Below are 21,768 nucleotides of genomic sequence, written 5' to 3'. Positions count from 1 at the left end.
GCCTGCAAGCACCCAAAGGAGCGTTTCATGAAAAGCCATGCCAGAGTTGTCGTCATCGGCGGGGGTGTCGTCGGGTGTTCGGTGCTCTATCACCTGACCAAGTTCGGCTGGACCGATGTCGTGCTTGTCGAGCGCTCGGAGCTGACCTCCGGCTCGACCTGGCATGCGGCCGGCGGCATGCACACCATCAACGGCGACCCGAACGTTGCCAAGCTGCAGAAATATACCGTCGAGCTCTACAAGGAGATCGAAGAATATTCCGGCCAGGATATCGGGTTGCATATGACCTCCGGCCTGATGCTGGCGGCTACCACCGAGCGCTTCGACTGGATGAAGTCGCTGCTCGCCAAGGGCAAATATGCCGGCGGAGAGGCGACACTGATCTCGGCCGAAGAAGCCTATGAGATGATGCCGCTGCTCGATCCCAAGCAGTTCGTCGGCGCGGTGTTCGATCCGCACGAAGGCCATCTCGACCCCTATGGCACGACCCATGCCTATGCGAAATCCGCCAAGAAGAACGGCGCCGAGATCTATCTGCACACCAAGGTCGAGGATCTGGTGCAGCTCGAAGACGGCACCTGGCGGGTCATCACCGACAAGGGCGAAATCCGCGCCGAGCATGTCGTCAATGCCGCCGGTCTCTGGGCGCGCGAGGTCGGCCGCATGGTCGGGCTGGAACTGCCTGTTCTGGCCATGGAGCATATGTACCTGATCACCGAGGACATGCCCGAGGTCGTCGAGTTCAACCAGAGCCGCGGCAAGGAGCTGATGCATTGCGTCGATTTCGATGGCGAGATCTATATCCGCCAGGAGCGCAACGGCATGCTGATGGGCACCTATGAAAAGGATTGCCGACCGTGGTCGCCGATCGAGACGCCGTGGACCTTCGGCCACGAGCTGCTGGCCGAAGACCTGGAGCGCATCACCAACGAATTGGAAATCGGCTTCCGGCATTTCCCGGCCTTCAACAATGCCGGGATCAAGAAGATCATCAACGGCCCCTTCACCTTCTCGCCCGACGGCAACCCGCTGGTGGGTCCGGTGCGCGGCATGACCAATTTCTGGTCGGCCTGTGCCGTCATGGCCGGTTTCAGCCAAGGGGGCGGCGTCGGCCTGGCGCTGGCCAACTGGATCATCGAGGGCGATCCGGGCTTCGACGTCTTTGCCATGGATGTCTGCCGCTATGGCGATTATGCGACGCTTGGCTACACCAATGCCAAGGTGCGCGAAAACTATTCGCGCCGCTTCTCGATCCGCTATCCCAACGAGGAACTGCCGGGCGGCCGGCCGCTGCTGACCACGCCGATCTACGACAAGCTCAAAAGCGCAGGCGCCGTGTTCGGCGCGTCCTATGGTCTGGAAACGCCGCTGTGGTTTGCGCCTGAGGGCGTCGAGGACAAGTTCTCCTGGCGTCGCTCCACCGATTTCGAGGCGGTCGGTGCGGAGGCCAAGGCGGTGCGCGCCAGCGTCGGGCTGATGGAAACCTCGGGCTTTGCCAAATATTCGGTGGGCGGCGAGGGGGCGCGCGACTGGCTGGATCGGATGCTGGCCTGCAAGATCCCGGACATGGGCCGCATGGTGCTGGCACCGATGCTGAAGGACGACGGCAAGCTGATCGGCGATTTTACGCTGGCCAATCTCGATGACGAGGAATTCCTGATCATCGGCTCCGGCATTGCCGAGGACTATCACATGCGCTGGTTCGAGAGCCATCTGCCGGAGGACGGCTCGGTGGAGATCAATCCGCTCAATCTCGGGCTGGTCGGTCTATCGATTGCAGGACCGAAGGCACGCGAGGTGCTGCAGAAGCTCACCCATCTCGACCTGTCGGATGCTGCCTTTCCGTTCATGGATATCCGCGAGATGGATCTCGGCATGGCGCCGGCGATTGTCGGGCGCGTCAGCTATACCGGCGATCTCGGCTATGAACTGTGGATGCGGCCGGAATACCAGCGTTATCTCTTCGACGCGCTGATGGAGGCCGGCGCCGAATTCGGCATCACGCTGTTTGGCCTGCGGGCGCTCAACGCGCTCCGGCTGGAAAAGAGCTTTGGCAGCTGGTCGCGCGAATATCGCCCGCTCTATGGGCCCTATGAGGCCGGCCTTGGCCGTTTCGTGTCGTTGAAGAAGGAGGCGGATTTCATCGGCAAGGCGGCGGCGGCCCTCGAAAAGGCAGAGGGCGGCACGATGCGGCTCTGCACTTTCCTCATCGAGGCGCGGGATGCCGACGTGATCGGTGACGAACCGATCTCGTTCAACGGCGAGGTGCGCGGTTGGGTGACCTCGGGTGGTTATGCCCATGGAAGCGGCGTCTCGGTGGCGCTCGGCTATGTGCCGAAAGAGATCGCCAACGAGCTCGAAGGCTGGAGCATCGAGCTGCTGGGCGAGATGCTGACGGCAAAGCTGCAGCCGCAGCCGCTGTTCGACGCCAACGGTTCGCGCATGCGCTCTTGATGGCGGGCAACTGTATTAGTCATGTATAGCATATAACGATTATCAAGATACCAGGTCGGCATCCCTGCCGATCTGGTCAATAAATAAGCGGATCATGCCGCTTTTTTGATGAAACTGATCCTGATTGCGCCAAATTGTGTGCAACTGGTAACAAAATGCGCGCTGCACAGCTTTTGCGCTTCACATTTCAAACGAAAAGGCTATCAAATCGCCCTCATGTTAAGAACCCGAATGGGACAACATACAAGAGACGCGGCGTCCAAAGGACCGTGTCCGGGGGATAGTAAATGGAGTATTTCGTCCAGCAGCTCATCAACGGGCTGACTCTTGGATCCATCTATGGCTTGGTGGCTATCGGCTATACGATGGTGTACGGTATTATCGGCATGATCAACTTCGCTCATGGCGATATTTTCATGCTTGGCGGCTTCTCCGCCCTGATCGTCTACCTCATCCTGACATCCTTCTTCGCCGGCATTCCGGTGGCGCTTGCGCTGCTGATCATGCTGGTGATTGCCATGCTGATGACGGGTCTGTGGAACTGGGCGATCGAGCGGGTTGCCTATCGGCCGTTGCGCGGATCGTTCCGCCTGGCGCCGCTGATCACCGCGATCGGCATGTCGATCGTGCTGTCGAATTTCATCCAGGTAACGCAGGGACCGCGCAACAAGCCGATCCCGCCGCTGGTCACCGATGTGTTCCATCTCGGTGCGATCACCGTGTCCCTGAAGCAGCTGATCATCGTCGCCGTGACGGCCGTGCTGCTGACGATCTTCTGGTACATCGTCAACAAGACGCCGCTTGGCCGCGCCCAGCGCGCCACCGAACAAGACCGCAAGATGGCGGCTCTGCTCGGCGTCGACGTGGACAAGACGATTTCCATCACCTTCGTGATGGGGGCAGCACTGGCTGCCGTCGCCGGCACCATGTACCTGATGTATTATGGCGTCGCCTCGTTCAACGATGGCTTCATTCCGGGCGTCAAGGCCTTTACTGCAGCCGTTCTGGGTGGCATCGGCTCGCTGCCGGGCGCCGTGCTCGGCGGGCTGCTGATCGGCCTGATCGAAAGCCTGTGGTCGGCCTATTTCTCGATCGCCTACAAGGATGTCGCGACCTTCGGCCTCCTGGCCTTCGTGCTGATCTTCAAGCCGACCGGCATTCTGGGCCGGCCCGAAGTCGAGAAGGTGTAAGCGGATGGCACATTCTGCAATCGAGACCGACAAGGCGCCGTCCAGTCTTCTGGTACGGGCAGTGAAGGAAGGCCTGTTTGCCGCAGCCATCGCATTCGGCATGTTCCTGCTGTTCGTCGGCATCAAGACCGACCAGAACATTTCCAACGAACTGATCTGGTATACGCGCTGGGGCCTTCTGGCCGTGTTCGTGGCGGTGGCCGGGGTCGGCCGCTTCCTGATGGTGGCGGTGTTCGCGCCGTGGTTTGCCGAGCGCAAGATGAACCGCGCCAAGGCGGCCGATGCCGACATCGACGCCAAGCCGAGTTTCTTCAAGGTGCATTTCCTGAAGATCGCGCTGATCGCGCTGATCCTCTATCCGCCTGTCATCATGTGGCTGGCCGGTATCCAGGGCTCGCTGAAATATGTCGATAACTTCGGCATCCAGATCCTGATCTACGTCATGCTGGCCTGGGGCCTGAACATCGTCGTGGGTCTCGCCGGTCTGCTCGACCTCGGCTATGTCGCCTTCTATGCGGTGGGCGCCTATTCCTACGCGCTGCTGTCGCAATATGGCCTGTCCTTCTGGGTGCTGCTGCCGATCTCCGGCGCGCTTGCTGCACTCTGGGGCATCATTCTCGGCTTCCCGGTCCTGCGTCTGCGGGGCGACTACCTGGCCATCGTGACGCTCGCCTTCGGGGAAATTATCCGGCTGGTGCTGATCAACTGGACCGATGTCACCAAGGGCACGTTCGGCATTTCCGGCATTCCCAAGGCGACACTGTTCGGCATCAAGTTCGATGCCTCGGCCACCGGCTTTGCCAAGCTGTTCGGCCTGCCGATGTCGTCGGCCTATTACAAGGTCTTCCTGTTCTATCTGATCCTGGCACTCTGCATGCTGACGGCCTATGTCACCATCCGCCTGCGCCGCATGCCGATCGGCCGGGCCTGGGAAGCGCTACGCGAGGACGAGACCGCCTGCCGTTCGCTCGGCATCAACACGGTGACGACCAAGCTGACGGCCTTTGCCATCGGCGCGATGTTCGGCGGCTTTGCCGGCTCGTTCTTTGCCGCCCGCCAGGGTTTTGTCTCACCGGAAAGCTTCGTCTTCCTGGAATCGGCGGTTATTCTCGCCATCGTCGTTCTCGGCGGCATGGGCTCGCTGACCGGCATTGCGATTGCGGCGATCGTCATGGTCGGCGGCACCGAACTGCTGCGCGAAATGGAGTTCCTCAAGCACGTGTTCGGGCCCGATTTCACGCCTGAACTCTACCGCATGCTGCTGTTCGGCCTGGCGATGATCATCGTCATGCTGTTCAAGCCGCGTGGCTTCGTGGGGTCCAGAGAGCCGACGGCCTTCCTCAAGGAGCGCAAGTCCGTCTCAGGCAGCTTTACCAAGGAGGGTCACGGCTGATGACCTCCGGGACAGAAACGATGACCACCGATACGATCCTGAAAGTCGAACACCTGTCGATGAAGTTCGGCGGCCTGATGGCCATCAACGACTTCTCCTTCGACGCCAAGCGCGGCGAGATCACCGCGCTGATCGGCCCGAACGGCGCCGGCAAGACCACCGTGTTCAACTGCATCACCGGCTTCTACAAGCCGACGATGGGCATGATCACCATGACGCAGAAATCCGGCAAGCAGTTCCTGCTCGAACGCCTGCCGGACTTCGAGATCCCCAAGAAGGCCAAGGTCGCCCGCACCTTCCAGAACATCCGGCTGTTTTCCGGCCTGACGGTTCTGGAAAACCTGCTGGTCGCCCAGCACAACAAGCTGATGCTGGCCTCCGGCTATACGGTCCTCGGCCTGCTCGGCCTGCCGGCCTACAAGAATGCGGCCAAGCAATCGGTGGATTTCGCGGCCCATTGGCTTGAAAAGGCCGACCTGCTCGACCGCGCCGACGATCCGGCCGGCGATCTGCCCTATGGGGCGCAGCGCCGTCTGGAAATCGCCCGCGCCATGTGCACGGAGCCGGAACTGCTGTGCCTCGATGAGCCAGCCGCCGGCCTCAATCCGCGGGAATCGGCGGCCCTCAACACGCTGCTGCACAGCATCCGCGACGAGAACGGCACGTCGATCATGCTGATCGAACACGACATGTCGGTGGTCATGGAGATCTCCGACCACGTGGTCGTGCTGGAATACGGCAAGAAGATTTCCGATGGTACGCCGGACCATGTGAAGAACGATCCCAAGGTTATCGCGGCCTATCTGGGCGTGGAAGACGACGAAGTGGAAGACGTGATTGCGCATGAACTCGACGGAGGGGCGATCTGATGACCGATGAAGCCCTTCTGAAAGTCCAAGGTGTCGAAACCTATTACGGCAATATCCGGGCGCTGGCCGGGGTCGATGTGCATGTCAACAAGGGCGAGATCGTCAGCCTGATCGGCGCCAACGGCGCCGGCAAGTCGACGCTGATGATGACGATCTGCGGCAGTCCGCAGGCCCGCGCCGGCTCGATCATCTTCGACGGCACGGATATCACCCGCATGCAGACGCATATGATCGCCCGTCGCCGCATTGCCCAGTCGCCGGAAGGCCGCCGCATTTTTCCGCGCATGACCGTGCTCGAAAACCTGCAGATGGGCGCCGGCCTCGACAACCTGAAATATTTCGACGAGGACGTGGAAAAGATCTTCACGCTCTTTCCGCGGCTCAAGGAGCGGCGCGCCCAGCGCGGCGGCACGCTGTCGGGCGGCGAACAGCAGATGCTGTCGATCGGCCGCGCGCTGATGGCTCGTCCGAAGCTGCTGCTGCTCGACGAGCCGTCACTCGGGCTTGCGCCGCTGATCGTCAAGGGCATTTTCGAGGCGATCAAGAAGCTCAACAAGGAAGAGGGACTGACCGTCTTCCTCGTCGAGCAGAACGCCTTTGCAGCCCTCAAACTGTCCGATCGCGCCTATGTCATGGTCAATGGCCAGGTGACCATGAGCGGCTCGGGCAAGGAACTGCTGGCAGACCCGCAGGTTCGCGCCGCCTATCTCGAAGGCGGACGACATTGAGCGGCGGTCAGGGGAGCGATTGATATGCAGGGTTTGTTTTTCGATACCGATACCGGCGTTCGCTACGTGCTGCGCGTCCTCGTCATGCTGGTCGGTTTCTGGACCGCATGGCGGGCCGGCCGAGCGGTTGCCGACGGCTGGCAGAACTATCCGGCCGTGGTGATCTACACGGCGCTTCTGGGCGTTGTGATGCGCTTCCTCCACTATGCCCTGTTTCAGGGCCCCTTCATCAGCCCCTTCTTTTACGTCATCGATGTGGCGCTGCTGCTGGTGTTTTCGACCGCGGGTTTCCGCACGAAACGCACCAACCAAATGGCCGATAACTATTATTGGCTTTACGAAAAGACCTCCGCCTTCTCATGGCGGAAGAAAGATTGACAGCCGCGCTTTTCTTGTCAGATTGGCAAGTGAAGCGGATGCTTTCAACGAGTGGAACAGCTTTTCCCGGCGCAATCACGGTGGGTATTGCGCAGGGTTCTAAAAAACCAAACCCGCCTAAGAAATTGGGAGTATCACTATGAAGAAAACTCTTCTTTCCGCCGTTGCGCTGTCGGCCATGGTCGCCTTCAGCGGCAACGCCTGGGCTGACATCCTTGTCGGCGTCGGTGGTCCGTTGACCGGCCCGAATGCTGCTTTCGGCGCACAGCTCCAGAAGGGTGCCGAACAGGCAGCCGCAGACATCAATGCTGCTGGTGGCATCAATGGCGAGCAGATCAAGATCGTTCTCGGTGACGACGTGTCCGACCCGAAGCAGGGCATCTCGGTTGCCAACAAGTTCGTGGCTGACGGCGTGAAGTTCGTCATCGGTCACTTCAACTCCGGCGTTTCGATCCCGGCGTCTGAAGTCTATGCTGAAAACGGCATCCTCGAAATCACCCCGGCTGCGACCAACCCTGTCTTCACCGAGCGCGGCATGTGGAACACCTTCCGTACCTGCGGCCGTGACGACCAGCAGGGCGCCGTTGCCGGTGCCTATCTCGCTGAAAAGTTCAAGGACGCCAAGATCGCTGTCGTTCACGACAAGACGCCTTACGGCCAGGGCCTTGCCGACGAAACCAAGAAGGCGATGAACGCTCTCGGCCTGACGGAAGTCATGTACGAAGGCGTCACCACCGGCGACAAGGACTTCTCGGCCCTCATCGCCAAGATGAAGGAAGCCGGCGTCACGATCATCTACTGGGGCGGTCTCCACACCGAAGCCGGCCTGATCATCCGCCAGGCTGCCGACCAGGGCCTCAAGGCCACGCTCGTCTCGGGCGATGGTATCGTTTCGAACGAACTGGCCTCGATTGCCGGCGACGCTGTCGAAGGCACGCTCAACACCTTCGGCCCTGACCCGACACTGAACCCGGCCAACAAGGAACTCGTCGAAAAGTTCAAGGCTGCCGGCTTCAACCCGGAAGCCTACACGCTCTATTCGTATGCAGCCATGCAGACGATCGCAGCTGCCGCCAAGGCCGCCGATTCCATCGAGCCGGAAGCCGTTGCGACTGCCATGAAGGAAAAGGGCCCGTTCCCGACCGCTCTCGGCGACATGTCGTTTGACGCAAAGGGCGACCCGAAGATCCCAGGCTACATCATGTACGAGTGGAAAAAGGGCGCCGACGGCAAGTTCACCTACGTTCCGCAATAAGCTGTTCGCTTTTGCCTGAAAATACTGGAAAGCCCGGCCTCGCGCCGGGCTTTCTGTTTTGCGGCGCCGCAGCCGATATCGTCGGGCATCCGGAAATAATAACGTTGCGTGCATCGGCGTTTCGGTAATACTTGAAAGCTGGGAAACGAGTTGGGAGGCTCCAGAACCATGCATGCAATGACAGCTGCCGGCAGCGACAGCATCTATGACCGCGACCTCGACAAGAGCCCCGCCAATTTCTCGCAGATGTCGCCGTTGAGCTTTATCGAGCGGACTGCTGCGATCTATCCGGCGCGCACCGCCATCGTCTATGGCACTCTGCGGCGCAACTGGGCGCAGACCTATGATCGGGTGCGCAAGCTGGCCAGCGCGCTGACCAATCGCGGCATCGGCAAGGGCGACACCGTCGCGGTGATCGCCGCCAATATCCCTGAAATGTTCGAGTGCCATTTCGGCGTGCCGATGAGCGGCGCGGTGCTGAACGCAATCAATACAAGGCTCGATGCCGAGGCGGTCGGCTTCATCCTCAACCATGCCGAGGCGAAGCTGTTGATCGTCGATCCGGAATTTGCAGATCTTGCCGAGCGCGCCGTGGCCATCACCGGTCGGTCCATCGAGATAATCGATATCCTTGACCCGAGCTTTGCCGGCGGACGGCAGGTTGGTGCCCAGACCTATGACGCCCTGCTGGCAGAAGGCAATGCCGATTTCCCGTGGCAGCGGCCGGCCGACGAATGGGATGCGATCAGCCTCAATTACACCTCCGGCACGACGGGCGACCCGAAAGGCGTCGTCTATCACCATCGCGGCGCGTATCTCAACGCCATCGGCAATATCCTGACCTGGAGCATGGCCACCCATCCGGTCTACCTCTGGACCCTGCCGATGTTCCATTGCAACGGCTGGTGTTTTCCCTGGACCATCGCCGCTGCGGCCGGCACCTCGGTCTGCCTGCGGGCGGTCCGGGTCGATGCGGTCTACGGCTTGATCAAGACGGAAAAGGTCACGCATTTCTGCGGCGCGCCGATCGTTCTCAACCTGCTGGCCCATGCCCCGGCCGAGCTAAAGGTCGGCATCGATCATTCGGTCAAGGTGATGACGGCGGGGGCGGCACCGCCGGCGGCGGTGATCGAGGCCATGGAGGCGCTCGGCTTCGAGATCACCCATGCCTATGGTCTGACCGAGACCTATGGCCCCGCCGTGGTCTGCGCCTGGCATGACGAATGGGATGCGCTGGACATCTCCGAAAAGGCCCGGCTGAAGGCCCGCCAGGGCGTGCGCTATTGCGTGCTCGACGGGCTGATGGTCGCCGATCCCGAGACGCTCGAGCCGCTGCCGCACGATGGCGAGACGATGGGCGAGATCTTCTTTCGCGGCAACAATGTCATGCGCGGCTATCTCAAGAATGCCTCATCGACGGACAAGGCCTTTGCCGGCGGCTGGTTTCATTCCGGCGATCTCGCCGTGACCCATGCCGACGGCTATATCGAGATCAAGGACCGCTCCAAGGACATCATCATCTCAGGCGGCGAGAACATCTCGTCGATCGAGGTGGAGGGCGTACTCTACCGCCACCCGGCGGTGATGGAGGCGGCCATCGTCGCCCGACCGGACGAGAAATGGGGCGAAACCCCTTGCGCCTTTGTCGGGCTGAAGGACGGCGCTGAGGTGACGGAGAAAGACCTGATCGACTTCTGCCGCGCCAACATGGCCCATTACAAGGCTCCGAAGACGGTGGTGTTCGGGCCTCTGCCGAAGACTTCGACCGGCAAGATCCAGAAGTATCTGTTGCGGGAAAAGGCGAGGGCGCTTTAGGGGTTGGGGCGTTTTGTCTTGTTGCAGACCCTTGCATGAGACGGTTACCCCCCTCTGGCCTGCCGGCCATCTCCCCCACACGGGGGGAGATCGGCTTGAGCCGCCGGTGCCGTCAAACCATGGCCATGACCAGGAATCACTACATTGCTGATGGGCTGAGCGTTTCCGCGATTCGATCTCCCCCCGTGTGGGGGAGATGCCCGGCAGGGCAGAGGGGGGTACCCTATCCACCGTCGTGTCTCAAAAGACGTGAAAAAACTCACCCCTCGTGCAACACATGCGCTGCCTTGACCGCGGCCGAGGCGCGGTTTTCGACGCCGAGTTTGACGTAGATCTGTTCGAGATGCTTGTTCACGGTGCGGGCCGAGAGGCCGAGGATGTCGCCGATATCGCGGTTCGACTTGCCCTTGGCGATCCATAGCAGCACTTCGGATTCGCGCTGGGTCAGGCCAAAGCTCTGGCGCAGGGTTTCGTCGTCGCTCTTCTGGCTGGAGGCGGTCAGGCGGAACAGGTATTCGTCGGCTCCGATGGCACCGAGAAAGGCCAGTTGCAGGGCGGCCTCGCCGTCATGGGCAAAGGCAAACGACGTATCGCGTGAAAAGCCTGGTGTGTTGCGGCTGGCCATCCAGGTGGCGACCGAGCGGGCGACGGTTTCGAGCCCATCGTCGCGGCCGGTGGCGGCATTGACGAGGCGGGTTGCCTGCGGGGTCGACCAGTGCACCGAGCCATCGCCCTTGACGGCCAGAAGGTGGCGGCCGGCGGCATCCAGCGCGACGCGGGCGCTCTGGGCCGAACGGGCATTGGACAGATGCACGCGGATGCGGGCCCGCAATTCGTCGATATTGATCGGCTTGGTCAGGTAATCGACGCCGCCCGATTCCAGCGCGTGCACCACATGTTCGGTTTCCGTCAGGCCGGTCATGAAGATGACGGGCACCTGCGCCACTGCGGCATTGGCCTTCAGGCGGCGGCAGGTCTCGAAACCGTCCATGGCCGGCATCACGGCATCGAGCAGGATGAGATCGGGGCTGATGCGCTCGACGATGCCGAGCGCTGCCGTGCCGGAGGTGGCGATCAGCACGGAAAAACCCGATTGCTCCAGCGCATCGGTGAGGAAACCGAGTGCGTCCGGGCTGTCATCCACCAGGAGGATGATATCGCGGGGTTGGTTGCCGTCAGCCACGGGTGTCTTCTTTCTCCGACTGGAACTGCTTCAGGAAGGCTGCGTAACCCGACAGGTCGAAGGCCTGAACGTAGACCCGCAGAGCTTCCGTAAATGGCAGGTTTTCCGGGCTTTTGGCAAGGTCGGCGAGCTTGGATTCGATGCCCCTGACATAACCGATTTCGCCCAGCTGGACGAGATCCTCGATATGGCCGGCGCCGGGGCTTTGCGGGCGGGCCGGCGGTTTTGGTTTCAGGGGGGCCGGCATCTCGTCGGCATAGATCCAGTCGAGGCCGAGATACATGGCGAGCTTGTCGCGCAGCTTCTTGACATCGACCGGCTTGGAGATCGCATCATTGTGACCGTCCTCGCCGGCGCTGCGCACCGAACCGTCGCCGATATTGGCCGACAGCATCAGGATCGGCGAAGTCTGGCCGCCGTCGCGCAGCTTTTCGACCAGTTGCCAGCCGTTCATGCCAGGCATGGAGATATCGACCAGGAAGAGATCCGGCTTGACGCCCTCGATCAGGGTCAGGCAGTCCGGTCCGGAATTGGCGGTCAGCACGACGAAATCGAGCGGTCCGAGCACTTCGCGCATCAGGTCGCGGTGGTCCTCGTTGTCGTCGACCACGACGACGGTGCGGCGCGGGCCGGAATAGGAGACGATCTTGCGTTCCGGTGCCGGTGCCGTGCTCGGCCGGTCGACGGTCGACAGCATCAGCCGGACCCGGAAGGTCGAGCCCTTGTCCTTCTCGCTGGTGACGGCAATTTCGCCGCCGAGTGTATTGGTCAGCAGGCGGGTGATCGTCAGGCCGAGACCCAGGCCCGGCATCGGCCGCACAGTTTCGGCCTCGCCGCGCTGAAAGGGCTCGTAGATGCGGGCCAGGTCCTTCTCGGCAATGCCGCGGCCGGTGTCGGCGACGGTGAAGGTCGCCACCTGGCTGCGATAGGTTATGTCGAAACGCACGGTGCCGGCATCGGTGAACTTGATGGCGTTCGACAGCAGGTTGACAAGGATCTGGCGCAGCCGCTTTTCGTCGGCGCGCACATATTGCGGCAGGTTGCGCGGCCGTTCGTGCTGGAAGGTCAGCCCCTTGGCCTCGGCCTGGGGCTGGAACATGTCGACGATCTGGTCGAGGAAATCCTGGATGTTGATTTCGTTGGAATAGCCCTGCAAGCGACCCGCCTCGATCTTCGAAATGTCGAGCAGCCCGTCGATCAGGCCGGATAGGTGATCGGCCGAGCGGCGGATGACGCGGATCGCCGACTGGCGGGGGGCAGGGATCGTTTCGTCGCGCTCCAGCAGTTGCGCATAACCCAGCACGGCATTGAGCGGGGTGCGCAGCTCGTGGCTGAGCCCCACCACATAGCGGCTCTTGGCGCGGTTGGCAGCTTCCGCTGCTTCCTTCGCCGACTGCAGGGCGGCGTCGGTCTTCTTGTGGGCGGCGATTTCCTTGAGGAGCAACGTGTTCTGGCGTGACGATTCCTCTTCCGCCACCACCCGGCTGTCATGGGCCAGCACATAGAACCAGCTGGCCACGCCGGTGATGACCGAAAATACGAAGAAGACGATCAGCACCGAGCTGTTGACCACATCGGCGGTGTCCGGCGAGGCGGTCGCCACCTGATGGGCAATCAGCGCCAGGATGGCGCCGATCAGCGAGATCGAGATCACCGCGGTGATGACATAGCGGCCGAGCCGGGTGGTCAGTCGGGCGATGATGCCGGCCGGCAGGAAGGCGCCGGCCACCGTGCCGACCTGGGCATTGAGCTTGGCCTGCGGCTTGCACATGTCGTGGCAGCGGCTGTCGAGCGAACAGCACAGCGAACAGATCGGCGCCGCATAGGCGGGGCACCAGGCCATGTCTTCCGGCTCGAACGGGTGTTCGCAGATCGAACAGGTGATCGAGGAAAGATTCTTCCAGCTCTGGCGGGGTTTGCGGGCCAGATAGAACTTGCCCTCGGTTAGCCAGGCGATCAGCGGCGAGATCAGGAAGGCGATCAGCGTCAGATAGGGGGCAAGCGAGGCCAGCAGTGGGCCGAACAGGCCGAAATGGGCGGAAAGCGCGATGCCGCCGGTCAGAAGCAGCGTGCCGCAGCCGACCGGATTGATGTCGTAGAGATGGGCGCGCTTGAACTCGATGCCGGGCGGGGCAAGGCCGAGCGGCTTGTTGACGAAGAGGTCGGCGGAAATGGTGCAGAGCCAGGACATGGCGATGATCGAGAAGATGCCGAGCGTCTGTTCGAGCAGCCGGTAGATGCCGAGTTCCATCAAAAGCAGGGCGATCGCCACGTTGAACACCAGCCAGACGACGCGGCCGGGATGGCTGTGGGTGAGGCGGGAAAAGAAGTTCGACCAGGCGAGCGACCCGGCATAGGCGTTCATCACGTTGATCTTCAGCTGCGAGATCACCACGAATGCGGCCATCAGCAGCATGGCGGCGGTGTCGTTGGGGATCATGTAGCCAAAGGCGGTCAGATACATATGGGCCGGATCGGCCGCCTCGCGGATCGGCACGGCGGTCGAGAGCGTCAGGACTGCGAGGAAGGAGCCGGCCAGAAGCTTCGGCACGCCGAGCACCACCCAGCCGGCGCCGGCCAGGAAGATCGCGAAGCGATGATGCAGCTTGCGCCCGCCCTCCGGCGGCAGGAAGCGCAGGAAGTCGACCTGCTCGCCGATCTGCGGCATCAGCGCCAGGATCACGGCGGAAGCGGCGCCGAATTCCAGGAGATCGAAGGGGGCGGCCAGGCCCGGTTCCGCATTGGAATGGCCGACGCCGGCAAAGGAGCGCCAGAGATCGAACTTTTCCCAGTCGGAAAAGGCGATGAAGATGAAGGGCAGGACGTTGAGAACGATCCAGAAGGGCTGGGTGATCAGCTGGAATTTCGAGATCAGCTGCACGCCATAGGTGACCAGCGGAATGACCGCGACGGCCGAGATGATATAGCCGATCCACAGCGGGATGCCGAAGGCCAGCTCCAGGGCGCCGGTCATGATCGACGCCTCGATGGCAAACAGCATGAAGGTGAAGGCGGCGTAGATCAGCGAGGTAATGGTCGAGCCGATATAGCCGAAGCCGGCGCCGCGGGTCAAAAGGTCGATATCGACGCCGTGTCGGATCGCATAGCGGCTGATCGGCAGGCCGATGCCGAGCATCAGGATCGCTGCGGCAACGATGGCGAAGAAGGCATTGGTGGTGCCGTAGGACAGCGTGATGGTGCCGCCGATCGCCTCCAGCGCCAGGAACGAGATCGCGCCGATGGCCGTCTGGGAGATGCGGCTGGAGGAGAAGCGCCTTGCGCTCTTGGCGGTGAAGCGCAGCGCATAGTCTTCCAGGGTCTGGTTGGCGACCCAGCGATTGTATTCGCGCCGGACGGGAATGATGCGTTGGCGTGCTGCCATGCGGCCTGACTAACTTCTCGACAAAAGGGGATGATGACCTGAGGTCTAAGTGTCGGCGGATTATTGGCAATTTGCAAGGGCGGATTGCTGCGCTGCGAAAGGCCGGAGCGGGTCAGAAATGGTCTGGCCGGGTTGCTTGGGCCGGCTTTCAAAGTCCGGGGCTTTGTCCTAAGGCTTGCCCGATGATGCCGACAGGGGTCGACCCTGGGAGGGACGAGAATGGACACCGCAAACCAACCGCAACGGCCGTCGACCTGGCGGGTCGTGCTGGCCTTCATCCTTGATTTCTTCATGGTGTTCTGGGTGTTCGGCCTGCTGATCGCCCGGATCTTCGGCGGCGCGACCGAGGGCGGCTTCAATCTGACCGGCGGACCGGCCATCCTGCTGTTTGCCCTGATGATCGGCTATTTCGTGATCTGCAACCGCTATCTCGGCGGCACGATCTGGAAGCGCATCCTGAAGGCCCGGTAGGCAGACACGGCCCCGCAACAGCGCCGGAGGACTTCCGGCGCCTGCGATCATCTTGGATGGGAAGCGTCTTATTTCTTGGGCGTCGCAGTCTTGGCGGGCGTCTTGCGCACGGTCTTCTTCTTGGGCGCCTCGTCTTCCACGGGGGCCACCCCTTCCTGCTGCATGCGCAGTTCGCGCAGCTTCTGGGTCTTCTTTTCCCGGGCTGTCGCTTCGGCCTCGATAATGGCGCGGGCGCTGTCGTCGGTCTGCTGCGCCTTGGCGATCTTGGAGACTTTCTCGGGCTTGAAAAATGCTTCAGTCGTTGCGGTCATGTCATATCCTCGCAGATCGGTTGTCATGCGCGGGACCGCCAGAAATGGCGGCCCGAACCGGAGTCGGTCTGTTAGAGCTCGTCAGGGAAACGAAGGCCGTTCCCGAAGCGACAAACTCACAGAAAATTCAAGCGCGGGCGGCAGGCACGACGCGCTTGGGCATGGGCAGCAGGCCTTCGCGCTGCATCTTCTTGCGGGCCAGCTTGCGGGTCCGGCGAATGGCTTCGGCCTTTTCACGAACGCGCTTTTCGGACGGCTTCTCGTAAGCCGAGCGTGCCTTCATTTCGCGAAAAAGACCCTCGCGCTGCATCTTCTTCTTCAGAACGCGCAGAGCTTGATCAACGTTGTTGTCTCTTACCAGAACTTGCAATGGAACTCCTTGGCCTTGACCCTGGATCATCTGGATCCGGGCGGTCGGCTTTCATGTGGTCGTTGCGGGCGAAAAGGCTCGGGCCATTTCCGCTTTTCAAGATGATGCGCTTTCGGTCGGAACGCGACGTCGGCAAAGCTCAAGATAAACGAAGAAGGCCGAGCGATGGCTCGGCCCTGCCGTTTCGAGCGACTATGGTGCCGGCATATCCGCGGTCACCGGTCGCTGGAACCGAATTGTCAGATCGCCTGCAGATTGGCAGCCGAGCTTTTGCCCGTGCGGCTGTCCTTGGCGACTTCGTACTGGATCTTCTGTCCTTCGGCGAGACCGGAAAGGCCCGAACGCTCGACTGCGGACACGTGTACGAACACATCCGTCGAACCGTCGTCAGGCTCGATAAAGCCAAAACCCTTGGTGCTGTTAAACCACTTCACAGTGCCTGAAGCCATGTTCCATTCCTCCATTCGTCTTAATCTTGCCGACGGAGATCCGTCGGCGGCGGATCGATAGTGAATGGAATCGTGCGAAAGCTTAGGCTTACGGGTGATGGTCGCAGACAGGGATCGATGCGTTAAATATAAGTTCCGGCATCGAAAAAGCAAGTTTTTTATAAAAATATTTTATCAGATTGGACTATTGGAAAATTATTTATTCGTATGTACCGGCAAAATTCGGGTTCTGGAAGAATTTCTTTGCCCGGCTCGTTTTGAGCGGAGCGGCGCTTGGCCAGATCCAGTGTCCCCTGAGGCGAATCCCCCCATTCTCCCCCCTCGGTTACGTCATATGACGTATACGGTTTTGCAGTGCAGCGTCCGATAGTCCCCTTCAGCAACGGTTAAAGTTTTCTTTACCCACCGATTGCCCAACGAATAGAGGGGAGTTCCAGATGAAACTGAAAGCCAAACTGACCGGCGCATTGCTTGCTGCCATGCTGTCCACCACGGCATTCAACGGCGCGCTTGCGGCCGATGACACGATCAAGGTCGGCGTCCTGCATTCGCTGTCCGGCACCATGGCCATTTCCGAGACGACGCTCAAGGATGCCATGCTGATGCTCATCGAGGAGCAGAACAAGAAGGGTGGCGTACTCGGCAAGCAGCTTGAAGCTGTCGTCGTCGATCCGGCCTCCGACTGGCCGCTGTTTGCCGAAAAGGCCCGCCAGCTGATTTCCCAGGACAAGGTCGCTGCCGTGTTCGGCTGCTGGACTTCGTCGTCGCGCAAGTCGGTTCTGCCTGTGTTCGAAGAGCTGAACTCGATCCTGTTCTACCCCGTGCAGTACGAGGGTGAAGAATCCTCGCGCAATATCTTCTATACCGGTGCCGCTCCCAACCAGCAGGCCATCCCGGCCGTCGACTACCTGGCTGAAACCGAAGGCGTCGAGCGCTGGGTTCTGGCCGGCACCGACTATGTCTATCCGCAGACCACCAACAAGATCCTCAAGGCCTACCTGCTCTCCAAGGGCGTGAAGGAAGAGGATATCATGATCAACTACACGCCGTTCGGTCATTCCGACTGGCAGACGATCGTGTCCGACATCAAGAAGTTCGGCTCGGCCGGCAAGAAGACCGCCGTCGTGTCGACCATCAACGGTGACGCCAACGTTCCCTTCTACAAGGAACTCGGCAACCAGGGCATCAAAGCCGAAGACATTCCGGTCGTCGCCTTCTCGGTTGGCGAAGAAGAACTGGCCGGTCTCGACACCACGCCGCTGGTCGGCCATCTGGCTGCCTGGAACTACTTCCAGTCCGTCGACGCTCCGGTCAATGCCGAGTTCATCAAGACCTGGCATGCCTATACCAAGAACGACAAGCGCGTCACCAACGACCCGATGGAAGCCGCCTATATCGGCTTCAATGCCTGGGTAAAGGCCGTCGAGGCTGCCGGGACGACCGACACCGACGCTGTTCTCGACACGATCATCGGCACCTCCGTTCCGAACCTGTCGGGCGGCTATTCCACCGTCATGCCGAACCACCACATCACCAAGCCGGTGCTGATCGGTGAAATCCAGGCCGATGGCCAGTTCGAAATCGTCCAGGAAACCCCGGCCGTGGTCGGCGACGAATGGTCGGATTATCTGCCGGACTCCAAGGACCTGATCTCCGATTGGCGCAAGCCGATGGAATGCGGCAACTTCAACGTTGCCACCGGCAAGTGCGGCGGCAAGGGCGCCTGATCGGGCAATCCCCTCCCCACAAGGGGGAGGGGCTTTACGGCGGGGCGTTTGCATCTGCTTGTCATTGTTGAAGAGACGCGGGGCGATGCCACGAATTGTCTCCCCCCTTGTGGGGGAGATGGCCGGCAGGCCAGAGGGGGAGTCAGTGTCCACTGACACCCGAAACCATCGCCACGGCGCATCTATGCGACGGGCGGATGAGGGGCGATCTCATGACCTTTAAAATATTCATCCAGGCGTTTTTTGCACTTTTGATGCTCGCCCTCGCCACGCCATCCCTGGCGCAGAGCGATCCGAAGGACCTGATCAATGCGCTGGGCAAGGCGAGCTTCACCGAGGCTGCCGATCTGCTCGGGCAGATCGCCGCAAGCGGCGACACCCGCGTCGTGCCGGCGCTGGAGGCCTTTGCCGAGGGCGATCTCTATCTGCGCAAGACCGACGGCGCTGTCGTCATCACCAAATCGGCCGGCGCCAATCTCAAGGCGATCGATCCTCTGACCGGCGAGAGCGCCGGCGAGGCGCCCAAGGCCGCCTTTACCAAGATCAAGGTCAACAACACGCTGCGCCGCGCCATCCGTTCGGCGCTTGGCGGCCTGACACTGCTCAGCCCCGACAAATCGGTGCGGTTGGCCGCGGCGCAATCCGTGCTGCAATCGCCGAGTGCCGAAAATCTCGATCTGGTCGAGACGGCGCTGGCCAAGGAAACCGACGCTGAAGTCAAGCTGCGCATGGAAGAGGCGCGCGCCGTGTCGGTGCTCGCCTCCGACCGCTCCGTCGAGGAGAAGCGCGCCGCGATCGACACCGTCCAGTCGATCGGCGGCCGCGAGGCGATCGGCATGCTGATGACCGTGTCCTCGTCGATCGATGCCACACTGAAACCGGATCTCGATGCGGCGATTGCCGACCTGCAGGGCGATCTGGCCCTCTGGGATCTGGCGCAGAATGTCTGGTACGGCCTGTCGCTCGGCTCCGTGCTGCTTTTGGCGGCGATCGGCCTTGCCATCACCTTCGGCGTGATGGGCATCATCAATATGGCGCATGGCGAAATGGTGATGATCGGCGCCTATTCCACCTTCGTGGTGCAGGAGGTGATCCGCTCCAGCTATCCCGGCCTGTTCGACTGGTCGCTGGCCATCGCCGTGCCGGTCGCCTTCCTGGTCACGGGCTTTATCGGTCTGGTGGTCGAGCGCGGCGTCATCCGGTTTCTGTACGGCCGGCCGCTCGAAACGCTGCTGGCCACCTGGGGCATATCGCTGATCCTGCAGCAGGGCATCCGCACCATTTTCGGGCCGACCAACCAGGAGGTCGGTAACCCCTCGTGGATGTCCGGCTCCTTTCCGCTCGGCGGCATTACGGTGACCTGGAACCGCATGTGGATCATCCTGTTCTCGCTGTCGATCTTCTTTGCGCTGCTGGTGCTGATGAAGAAATCCGCCTTCGGCCTGCAGATGCGCGCCGTGACCCAGAACCGCCGCATGGCCTCCTCCATGGGCATCCGCACACCCTGGGTCGATGCCTTCACCTTTGCGCTCGGCTCCGGCATTGCCGGCATTGCCGGCGTGGCACTCAGCCAGATCGACAACGTTTCGCCGAACCTCGGCCAGGCCTATATCATCGACAGTTTTATGGTCGTGGTGTTCGGCGGCGTCGGCAATCTGTGGGGAACGCTGGTCGGTGCCTTGTCGCTCGGCGTGCTCAACAAGTTCCTTGAACCATCGGTCGGCGCCGTGCTCGGCAAGATCCTAGTTCTGGTGCTGATCATCCTGTTTATCCAGAAACGACCGCGCGGCCTGTTCGCGCTCAAGGGAAGGGCGATCGAAGCATGATCACCGGTTTCATCCTGCGCGCCCTCGAAGGCCGGATCATCGTCACCATCGCCATACTGATGGGCGTGGCCGTGCTGATCCCGGCGCTCAATCTGCTCACCCCGGAAGACAGCTTCTTCCACATTCCGACCTATGCCATGGCGCTGATGGGCAAGTATCTGTGCTACGCCCTGCTGGCCCTGGCGCTCGATCTGGTCTGGGGCTATTGCGGCATCCTGTCGCTTGGCCACGGCGCCTTCTTCGCGCTCGGCGGCTATGCCATGGGCATGTATCTGATGCGCCAGATCGGTTCGCGCGGCGTTTACGGCAATCCCATCCTGCCCGACTTCATGGTCTTCCTGAACTGGAAGGAATTGCCGTGGTTCTGGCACGGCTTCAACATCTTCCCGTTCGCCATGGTCATGGTGCTGTTCGTGCCCGGCCTGCTCGCCTTCATCTTCGGGTGGTTCGCCTTCCGCTCCCGCGTCAACGGCGTCTATCTGTCGATCATCACCCAGGCGATGACCTATGCGCTGCTGCTTGCCTTCTTCCGCAACGACATGGGTTTCGGCGGCAATAACGGCTTGACCGATTTCAAGGAAATCATCGGCTTCAACGTCCAGGCCGACGGCACGCGGGCCGTGCTGTTTGCGGCTTCGGCGCTGATGCTGGCGCTCTGCCTGCTCCTGACCTCCGGCATCGTCAATTCGAAATTCGGCAAGGTGCTGGTCGGCGTGCGCGATGCGGAAAGCCGGGTGCGGTTTCTGGGTTACCGGGTCGAGAATATCAAGCTCTTCACCTTCGTCGTCTCGGCGATGATGGCCGGCATTGCCGGAGCGCTGTTCGTGCCGCAGGTCGGCATCATCAATCCCGGCGAATTTGCACCGGCCAATTCCATCGAAGTGGTGGTGTGGACCGCGGTCGGCGGCCGCGGCACGCTGATCGGCCCGATCATCGGCGCCATCCTGGTCAATGCGGGCAAGAGTTATTTCACCGGCGCCTTCCCCGACCTCTGGCTGTTTGCGCTCGGCGGCCTGTTCATCGGCGTGACGCTGTTCCTGCCCAAGGGCATCGTTGGAACGATCCAGCAGCGCTGGACCGCCCGAAAGGATCTGAAGGCGGCGGCAGAGGCGGAAAAGGGCAGGGATACCGGCTTGCCGGTCGGCCAGGCAGCGGAGTGATGGATATGACCGAGACAAAACCGACAAGCCTGCTCTACCTCGATGGCGTTTCCGTCTCGTTCGACGGGTTCAAGGCGCTGAATTCGCTGTCCTTCGTCATCGAACCCGGCGAGCTTCGCGCCATTATCGGCCCGAACGGTGCCGGCAAGACGACGATGATGGACATCATCACCGGAAAGACCCGGCCCGACAGCGGCGTCGTGTTCTTCAACGGCGAGGTCGATCTCACCAAGAAGGACGAGGCGGAAATCGCCCAGCTCGGCATCGGCCGGAAATTCCAGAAGCCGACGGTGTTCGAAAGCCACACGGTCTGGGACAATCTGGAACTGGCGCTCAACCGCAAACGCGGCGTGTTCGCCACGCTGTTTTATCGGCTGACGGCCGACGACCGGGCCCGTATCGAGGAAATCCTTGAGACCGTGCGGCTGACCGGCCGCAAGGACGATCTGGCCGCCAACCTGTCGCACGGCCAGAAGCAATGGCTGGAGATCGGCATGTTGCTGGCGCAGGAGCCCAAGCTGTTGCTGGTCGACGAACCGGTGGCCGGCATGACGGATGCCGAAACCGTGGAGACGGCCATCCTCTTGAAAGAGATCGCCAAGACCCGTTCGGTCGTCGTCGTCGAACACGACATGGGCTTCATTCGCGACCTCGGCGTCAAGGTGACCTGCTTGGCCGAAGGCTCGGTGCTGGCCGAGGGCTCGATCGACTTCGTGTCCAACGATCCGAAGGTCATCGAAAACTATCTGGGGCGGTGAGGATGGCTCATCGGTGCAGCGAAATCCCCCCCTCTGCCCTGCCGGGCAT

General features: G+C 61.4%; 18 protein-coding genes. 13 read left to right on the top strand and 5 right to left on the bottom strand.

Annotated features, from left to right (window positions below):
- The first annotated feature begins 27 nt into the window (after positions 1 to 27).
- From HGO38_RS07065 to HGO38_RS07030, 8 genes are all read left to right on the top strand, one after another.
- Positions 28 to 2,454: a GcvT family protein gene (locus tag HGO38_RS07065; protein ID WP_250955185.1), complete on the top strand. Its 2,427-nt coding sequence runs from the start codon at positions 28 to 30 to the stop codon at positions 2,452 to 2,454.
- Between the two features lie 287 nt (positions 2,455 to 2,741).
- Positions 2,742 to 3,644, top strand: coding sequence for a branched-chain amino acid ABC transporter permease (locus HGO38_RS07060; RefSeq protein WP_250955184.1), 903 nt, complete (start codon positions 2,742 to 2,744; stop codon positions 3,642 to 3,644).
- A 4-nt stretch (positions 3,645 to 3,648) separates the two neighbouring features.
- Complete coding sequence (livM, locus tag HGO38_RS07055; protein ID WP_250955183.1) at positions 3,649 to 5,037, top strand: high-affinity branched-chain amino acid ABC transporter permease LivM; 1,389 nt, start codon at positions 3,649 to 3,651, stop codon at positions 5,035 to 5,037.
- Positions 5,037 to 5,906, top strand: coding sequence for an ABC transporter ATP-binding protein (locus HGO38_RS07050; protein ID WP_250955182.1), 870 nt, complete (start codon positions 5,037 to 5,039; stop codon positions 5,904 to 5,906). Before livM ends, HGO38_RS07050 begins: the two co-directional genes overlap by 1 nt.
- Positions 5,906 to 6,634: an ABC transporter ATP-binding protein gene (locus HGO38_RS07045; RefSeq protein ID WP_250955181.1), complete on the top strand. Its 729-nt coding sequence runs from the start codon at positions 5,906 to 5,908 to the stop codon at positions 6,632 to 6,634. Before HGO38_RS07050 ends, HGO38_RS07045 begins: the two co-directional genes overlap by 1 nt.
- A gap of 24 nt (positions 6,635 to 6,658) precedes the next feature.
- Entirely contained in the window at positions 6,659 to 7,012 is a 354-nt protein-coding gene (locus HGO38_RS07040) for a DUF6867 family protein (RefSeq protein ID WP_250955180.1), read from the top strand.
- Between the two features lie 139 nt (positions 7,013 to 7,151).
- Positions 7,152 to 8,267, top strand: a complete 1,116-nt coding sequence (locus HGO38_RS07035; RefSeq protein WP_250955179.1) for a branched-chain amino acid ABC transporter substrate-binding protein — start codon at positions 7,152 to 7,154, stop codon at positions 8,265 to 8,267.
- 168 nt (positions 8,268 to 8,435) lie between these two features.
- Positions 8,436 to 10,082: an acyl-CoA synthetase gene (locus HGO38_RS07030; protein ID WP_502941507.1), complete on the top strand. Its 1,647-nt coding sequence runs from the start codon at positions 8,436 to 8,438 to the stop codon at positions 10,080 to 10,082.
- Positions 10,083 to 10,341: 259 nt separating this feature from the next.
- Here the strand turns inward: HGO38_RS07030 and HGO38_RS07025 are convergent, their stop codons facing one another.
- Positions 10,342 to 11,265, bottom strand: a complete 924-nt coding sequence (locus HGO38_RS07025) for a response regulator (RefSeq protein WP_250955178.1) — start codon at positions 11,263 to 11,265, stop codon at positions 10,342 to 10,344.
- Positions 11,258 to 14,647, bottom strand: a complete 3,390-nt coding sequence (locus tag HGO38_RS07020; RefSeq protein ID WP_250955177.1) for a hybrid sensor histidine kinase/response regulator — start codon at positions 14,645 to 14,647, stop codon at positions 11,258 to 11,260. The genes HGO38_RS07025 and HGO38_RS07020 overlap by 8 nt, the downstream gene beginning before the upstream one ends.
- Before the next feature lie 219 nt (positions 14,648 to 14,866).
- Here HGO38_RS07020 and HGO38_RS07015 point away from each other — a divergent pair, with 219 nt between their 5' ends.
- Positions 14,867 to 15,118: an RDD family protein gene (locus HGO38_RS07015; protein ID WP_250955176.1), complete on the top strand. Its 252-nt coding sequence runs from the start codon at positions 14,867 to 14,869 to the stop codon at positions 15,116 to 15,118.
- A gap of 68 nt (positions 15,119 to 15,186) precedes the next feature.
- Here the strand turns inward: HGO38_RS07015 and HGO38_RS07010 are convergent, their stop codons facing one another.
- The 3 genes from HGO38_RS07010 to HGO38_RS07000 all read right to left on the bottom strand — a co-directional run bounded on the left by HGO38_RS07010 (position 15,187) and on the right by HGO38_RS07000 (position 16,248).
- A complete protein-coding gene (locus HGO38_RS07010) occupies positions 15,187 to 15,429 on the bottom strand; it encodes a hypothetical protein (protein WP_250955175.1) in 243 nt (80 codons plus the stop codon).
- A gap of 127 nt (positions 15,430 to 15,556) precedes the next feature.
- Positions 15,557 to 15,799, bottom strand: a complete 243-nt coding sequence (gene rpsU, locus HGO38_RS07005) for a 30S ribosomal protein S21 (RefSeq protein WP_168472100.1) — start codon at positions 15,797 to 15,799, stop codon at positions 15,557 to 15,559.
- A gap of 239 nt (positions 15,800 to 16,038) precedes the next feature.
- A complete protein-coding gene (locus HGO38_RS07000; protein WP_250955174.1) occupies positions 16,039 to 16,248 on the bottom strand; it encodes a cold-shock protein in 210 nt (69 codons plus the stop codon).
- A 437-nt stretch (positions 16,249 to 16,685) separates the two neighbouring features.
- Here HGO38_RS07000 and urtA point away from each other — a divergent pair, with 437 nt between their 5' ends.
- The 4 genes from urtA (at position 16,686) to urtD (ending at position 21,719) form a co-directional block, all read left to right on the top strand.
- The gene (gene urtA, locus HGO38_RS06995; protein ID WP_250955173.1) at positions 16,686 to 17,975 is read left to right on the top strand and encodes an urea ABC transporter substrate-binding protein; all 1,290 of its coding nucleotides are present in this window, start codon (positions 16,686 to 16,688) and stop codon (positions 17,973 to 17,975) included.
- Between the two features lie 212 nt (positions 17,976 to 18,187).
- Positions 18,188 to 19,801: an urea ABC transporter permease subunit UrtB gene (gene urtB / locus HGO38_RS06990; protein ID WP_250955172.1), complete on the top strand. Its 1,614-nt coding sequence runs from the start codon at positions 18,188 to 18,190 to the stop codon at positions 19,799 to 19,801.
- Positions 19,798 to 20,961: an urea ABC transporter permease subunit UrtC gene (gene urtC / locus HGO38_RS06985; protein WP_250955171.1), complete on the top strand. Its 1,164-nt coding sequence runs from the start codon at positions 19,798 to 19,800 to the stop codon at positions 20,959 to 20,961. Before urtB ends, urtC begins: the two co-directional genes overlap by 4 nt.
- A gap of 5 nt (positions 20,962 to 20,966) precedes the next feature.
- Entirely contained in the window at positions 20,967 to 21,719 is a 753-nt protein-coding gene (urtD, locus tag HGO38_RS06980; RefSeq protein WP_250955170.1) for an urea ABC transporter ATP-binding protein UrtD, read from the top strand.
- Positions 21,720 to 21,768: the final 49 nt, after the last annotated feature.

It is taken from the genome of Rhizobium sp. CG5 (assembly GCF_023701945.1).
Classification (GTDB): domain Bacteria; phylum Pseudomonadota; class Alphaproteobacteria; order Rhizobiales; family Rhizobiaceae; genus Allorhizobium.
Note: the sequence above shows the minus strand (reverse complement) of the source record. Positions and strands in the feature narration are given on the sequence as shown.

What these genes read in the sequence shown, in the direction of transcription:
- HGO38_RS07030 (WP_502941507.1), top strand. Translation starts at nt 8,436, where the DNA reads ATGCATGCAATGACAGCTGCCGGCAGCGACAGCATCTATGACCGCGAC.
- HGO38_RS07035 (WP_250955179.1), top strand. Translation starts at nt 7,152, where the DNA reads ATGAAGAAAACTCTTCTTTCCGCCGTTGCGCTGTCGGCCATGGTCGCC.
- HGO38_RS07010 (WP_250955175.1), bottom strand. Translation starts at nt 15,429, where the DNA reads ATGACCGCAACGACTGAAGCATTTTTCAAGCCCGAGAAAGTCTCCAAG.
- urtC (WP_250955171.1), top strand. Translation starts at nt 19,798, where the DNA reads ATGATCACCGGTTTCATCCTGCGCGCCCTCGAAGGCCGGATCATCGTC.
- HGO38_RS07060 (WP_250955184.1), top strand. Translation starts at nt 2,742, where the DNA reads ATGGAGTATTTCGTCCAGCAGCTCATCAACGGGCTGACTCTTGGATCC.
- HGO38_RS07050 (WP_250955182.1), top strand. Translation starts at nt 5,037, where the DNA reads ATGACCTCCGGGACAGAAACGATGACCACCGATACGATCCTGAAAGTC.
- livM (WP_250955183.1), top strand. Translation starts at nt 3,649, where the DNA reads ATGGCACATTCTGCAATCGAGACCGACAAGGCGCCGTCCAGTCTTCTG.
- urtA (WP_250955173.1), top strand. Translation starts at nt 16,686, where the DNA reads ATGAAACTGAAAGCCAAACTGACCGGCGCATTGCTTGCTGCCATGCTG.
- urtB (WP_250955172.1), top strand. Translation starts at nt 18,188, where the DNA reads ATGACCTTTAAAATATTCATCCAGGCGTTTTTTGCACTTTTGATGCTC.
- HGO38_RS07015 (WP_250955176.1), top strand. Translation starts at nt 14,867, where the DNA reads ATGGACACCGCAAACCAACCGCAACGGCCGTCGACCTGGCGGGTCGTG.
- HGO38_RS07045 (WP_250955181.1), top strand. Translation starts at nt 5,906, where the DNA reads ATGACCGATGAAGCCCTTCTGAAAGTCCAAGGTGTCGAAACCTATTAC.
- HGO38_RS07000 (WP_250955174.1), bottom strand. Translation starts at nt 16,248, where the DNA reads ATGGCTTCAGGCACTGTGAAGTGGTTTAACAGCACCAAGGGTTTTGGC.
- HGO38_RS07040 (WP_250955180.1), top strand. Translation starts at nt 6,659, where the DNA reads ATGCAGGGTTTGTTTTTCGATACCGATACCGGCGTTCGCTACGTGCTG.
- urtD (WP_250955170.1), top strand. Translation starts at nt 20,967, where the DNA reads ATGACCGAGACAAAACCGACAAGCCTGCTCTACCTCGATGGCGTTTCC.
- HGO38_RS07020 (WP_250955177.1), bottom strand. Translation starts at nt 14,647, where the DNA reads ATGGCAGCACGCCAACGCATCATTCCCGTCCGGCGCGAATACAATCGC.
- HGO38_RS07065 (WP_250955185.1), top strand. Translation starts at nt 28, where the DNA reads ATGAAAAGCCATGCCAGAGTTGTCGTCATCGGCGGGGGTGTCGTCGGG.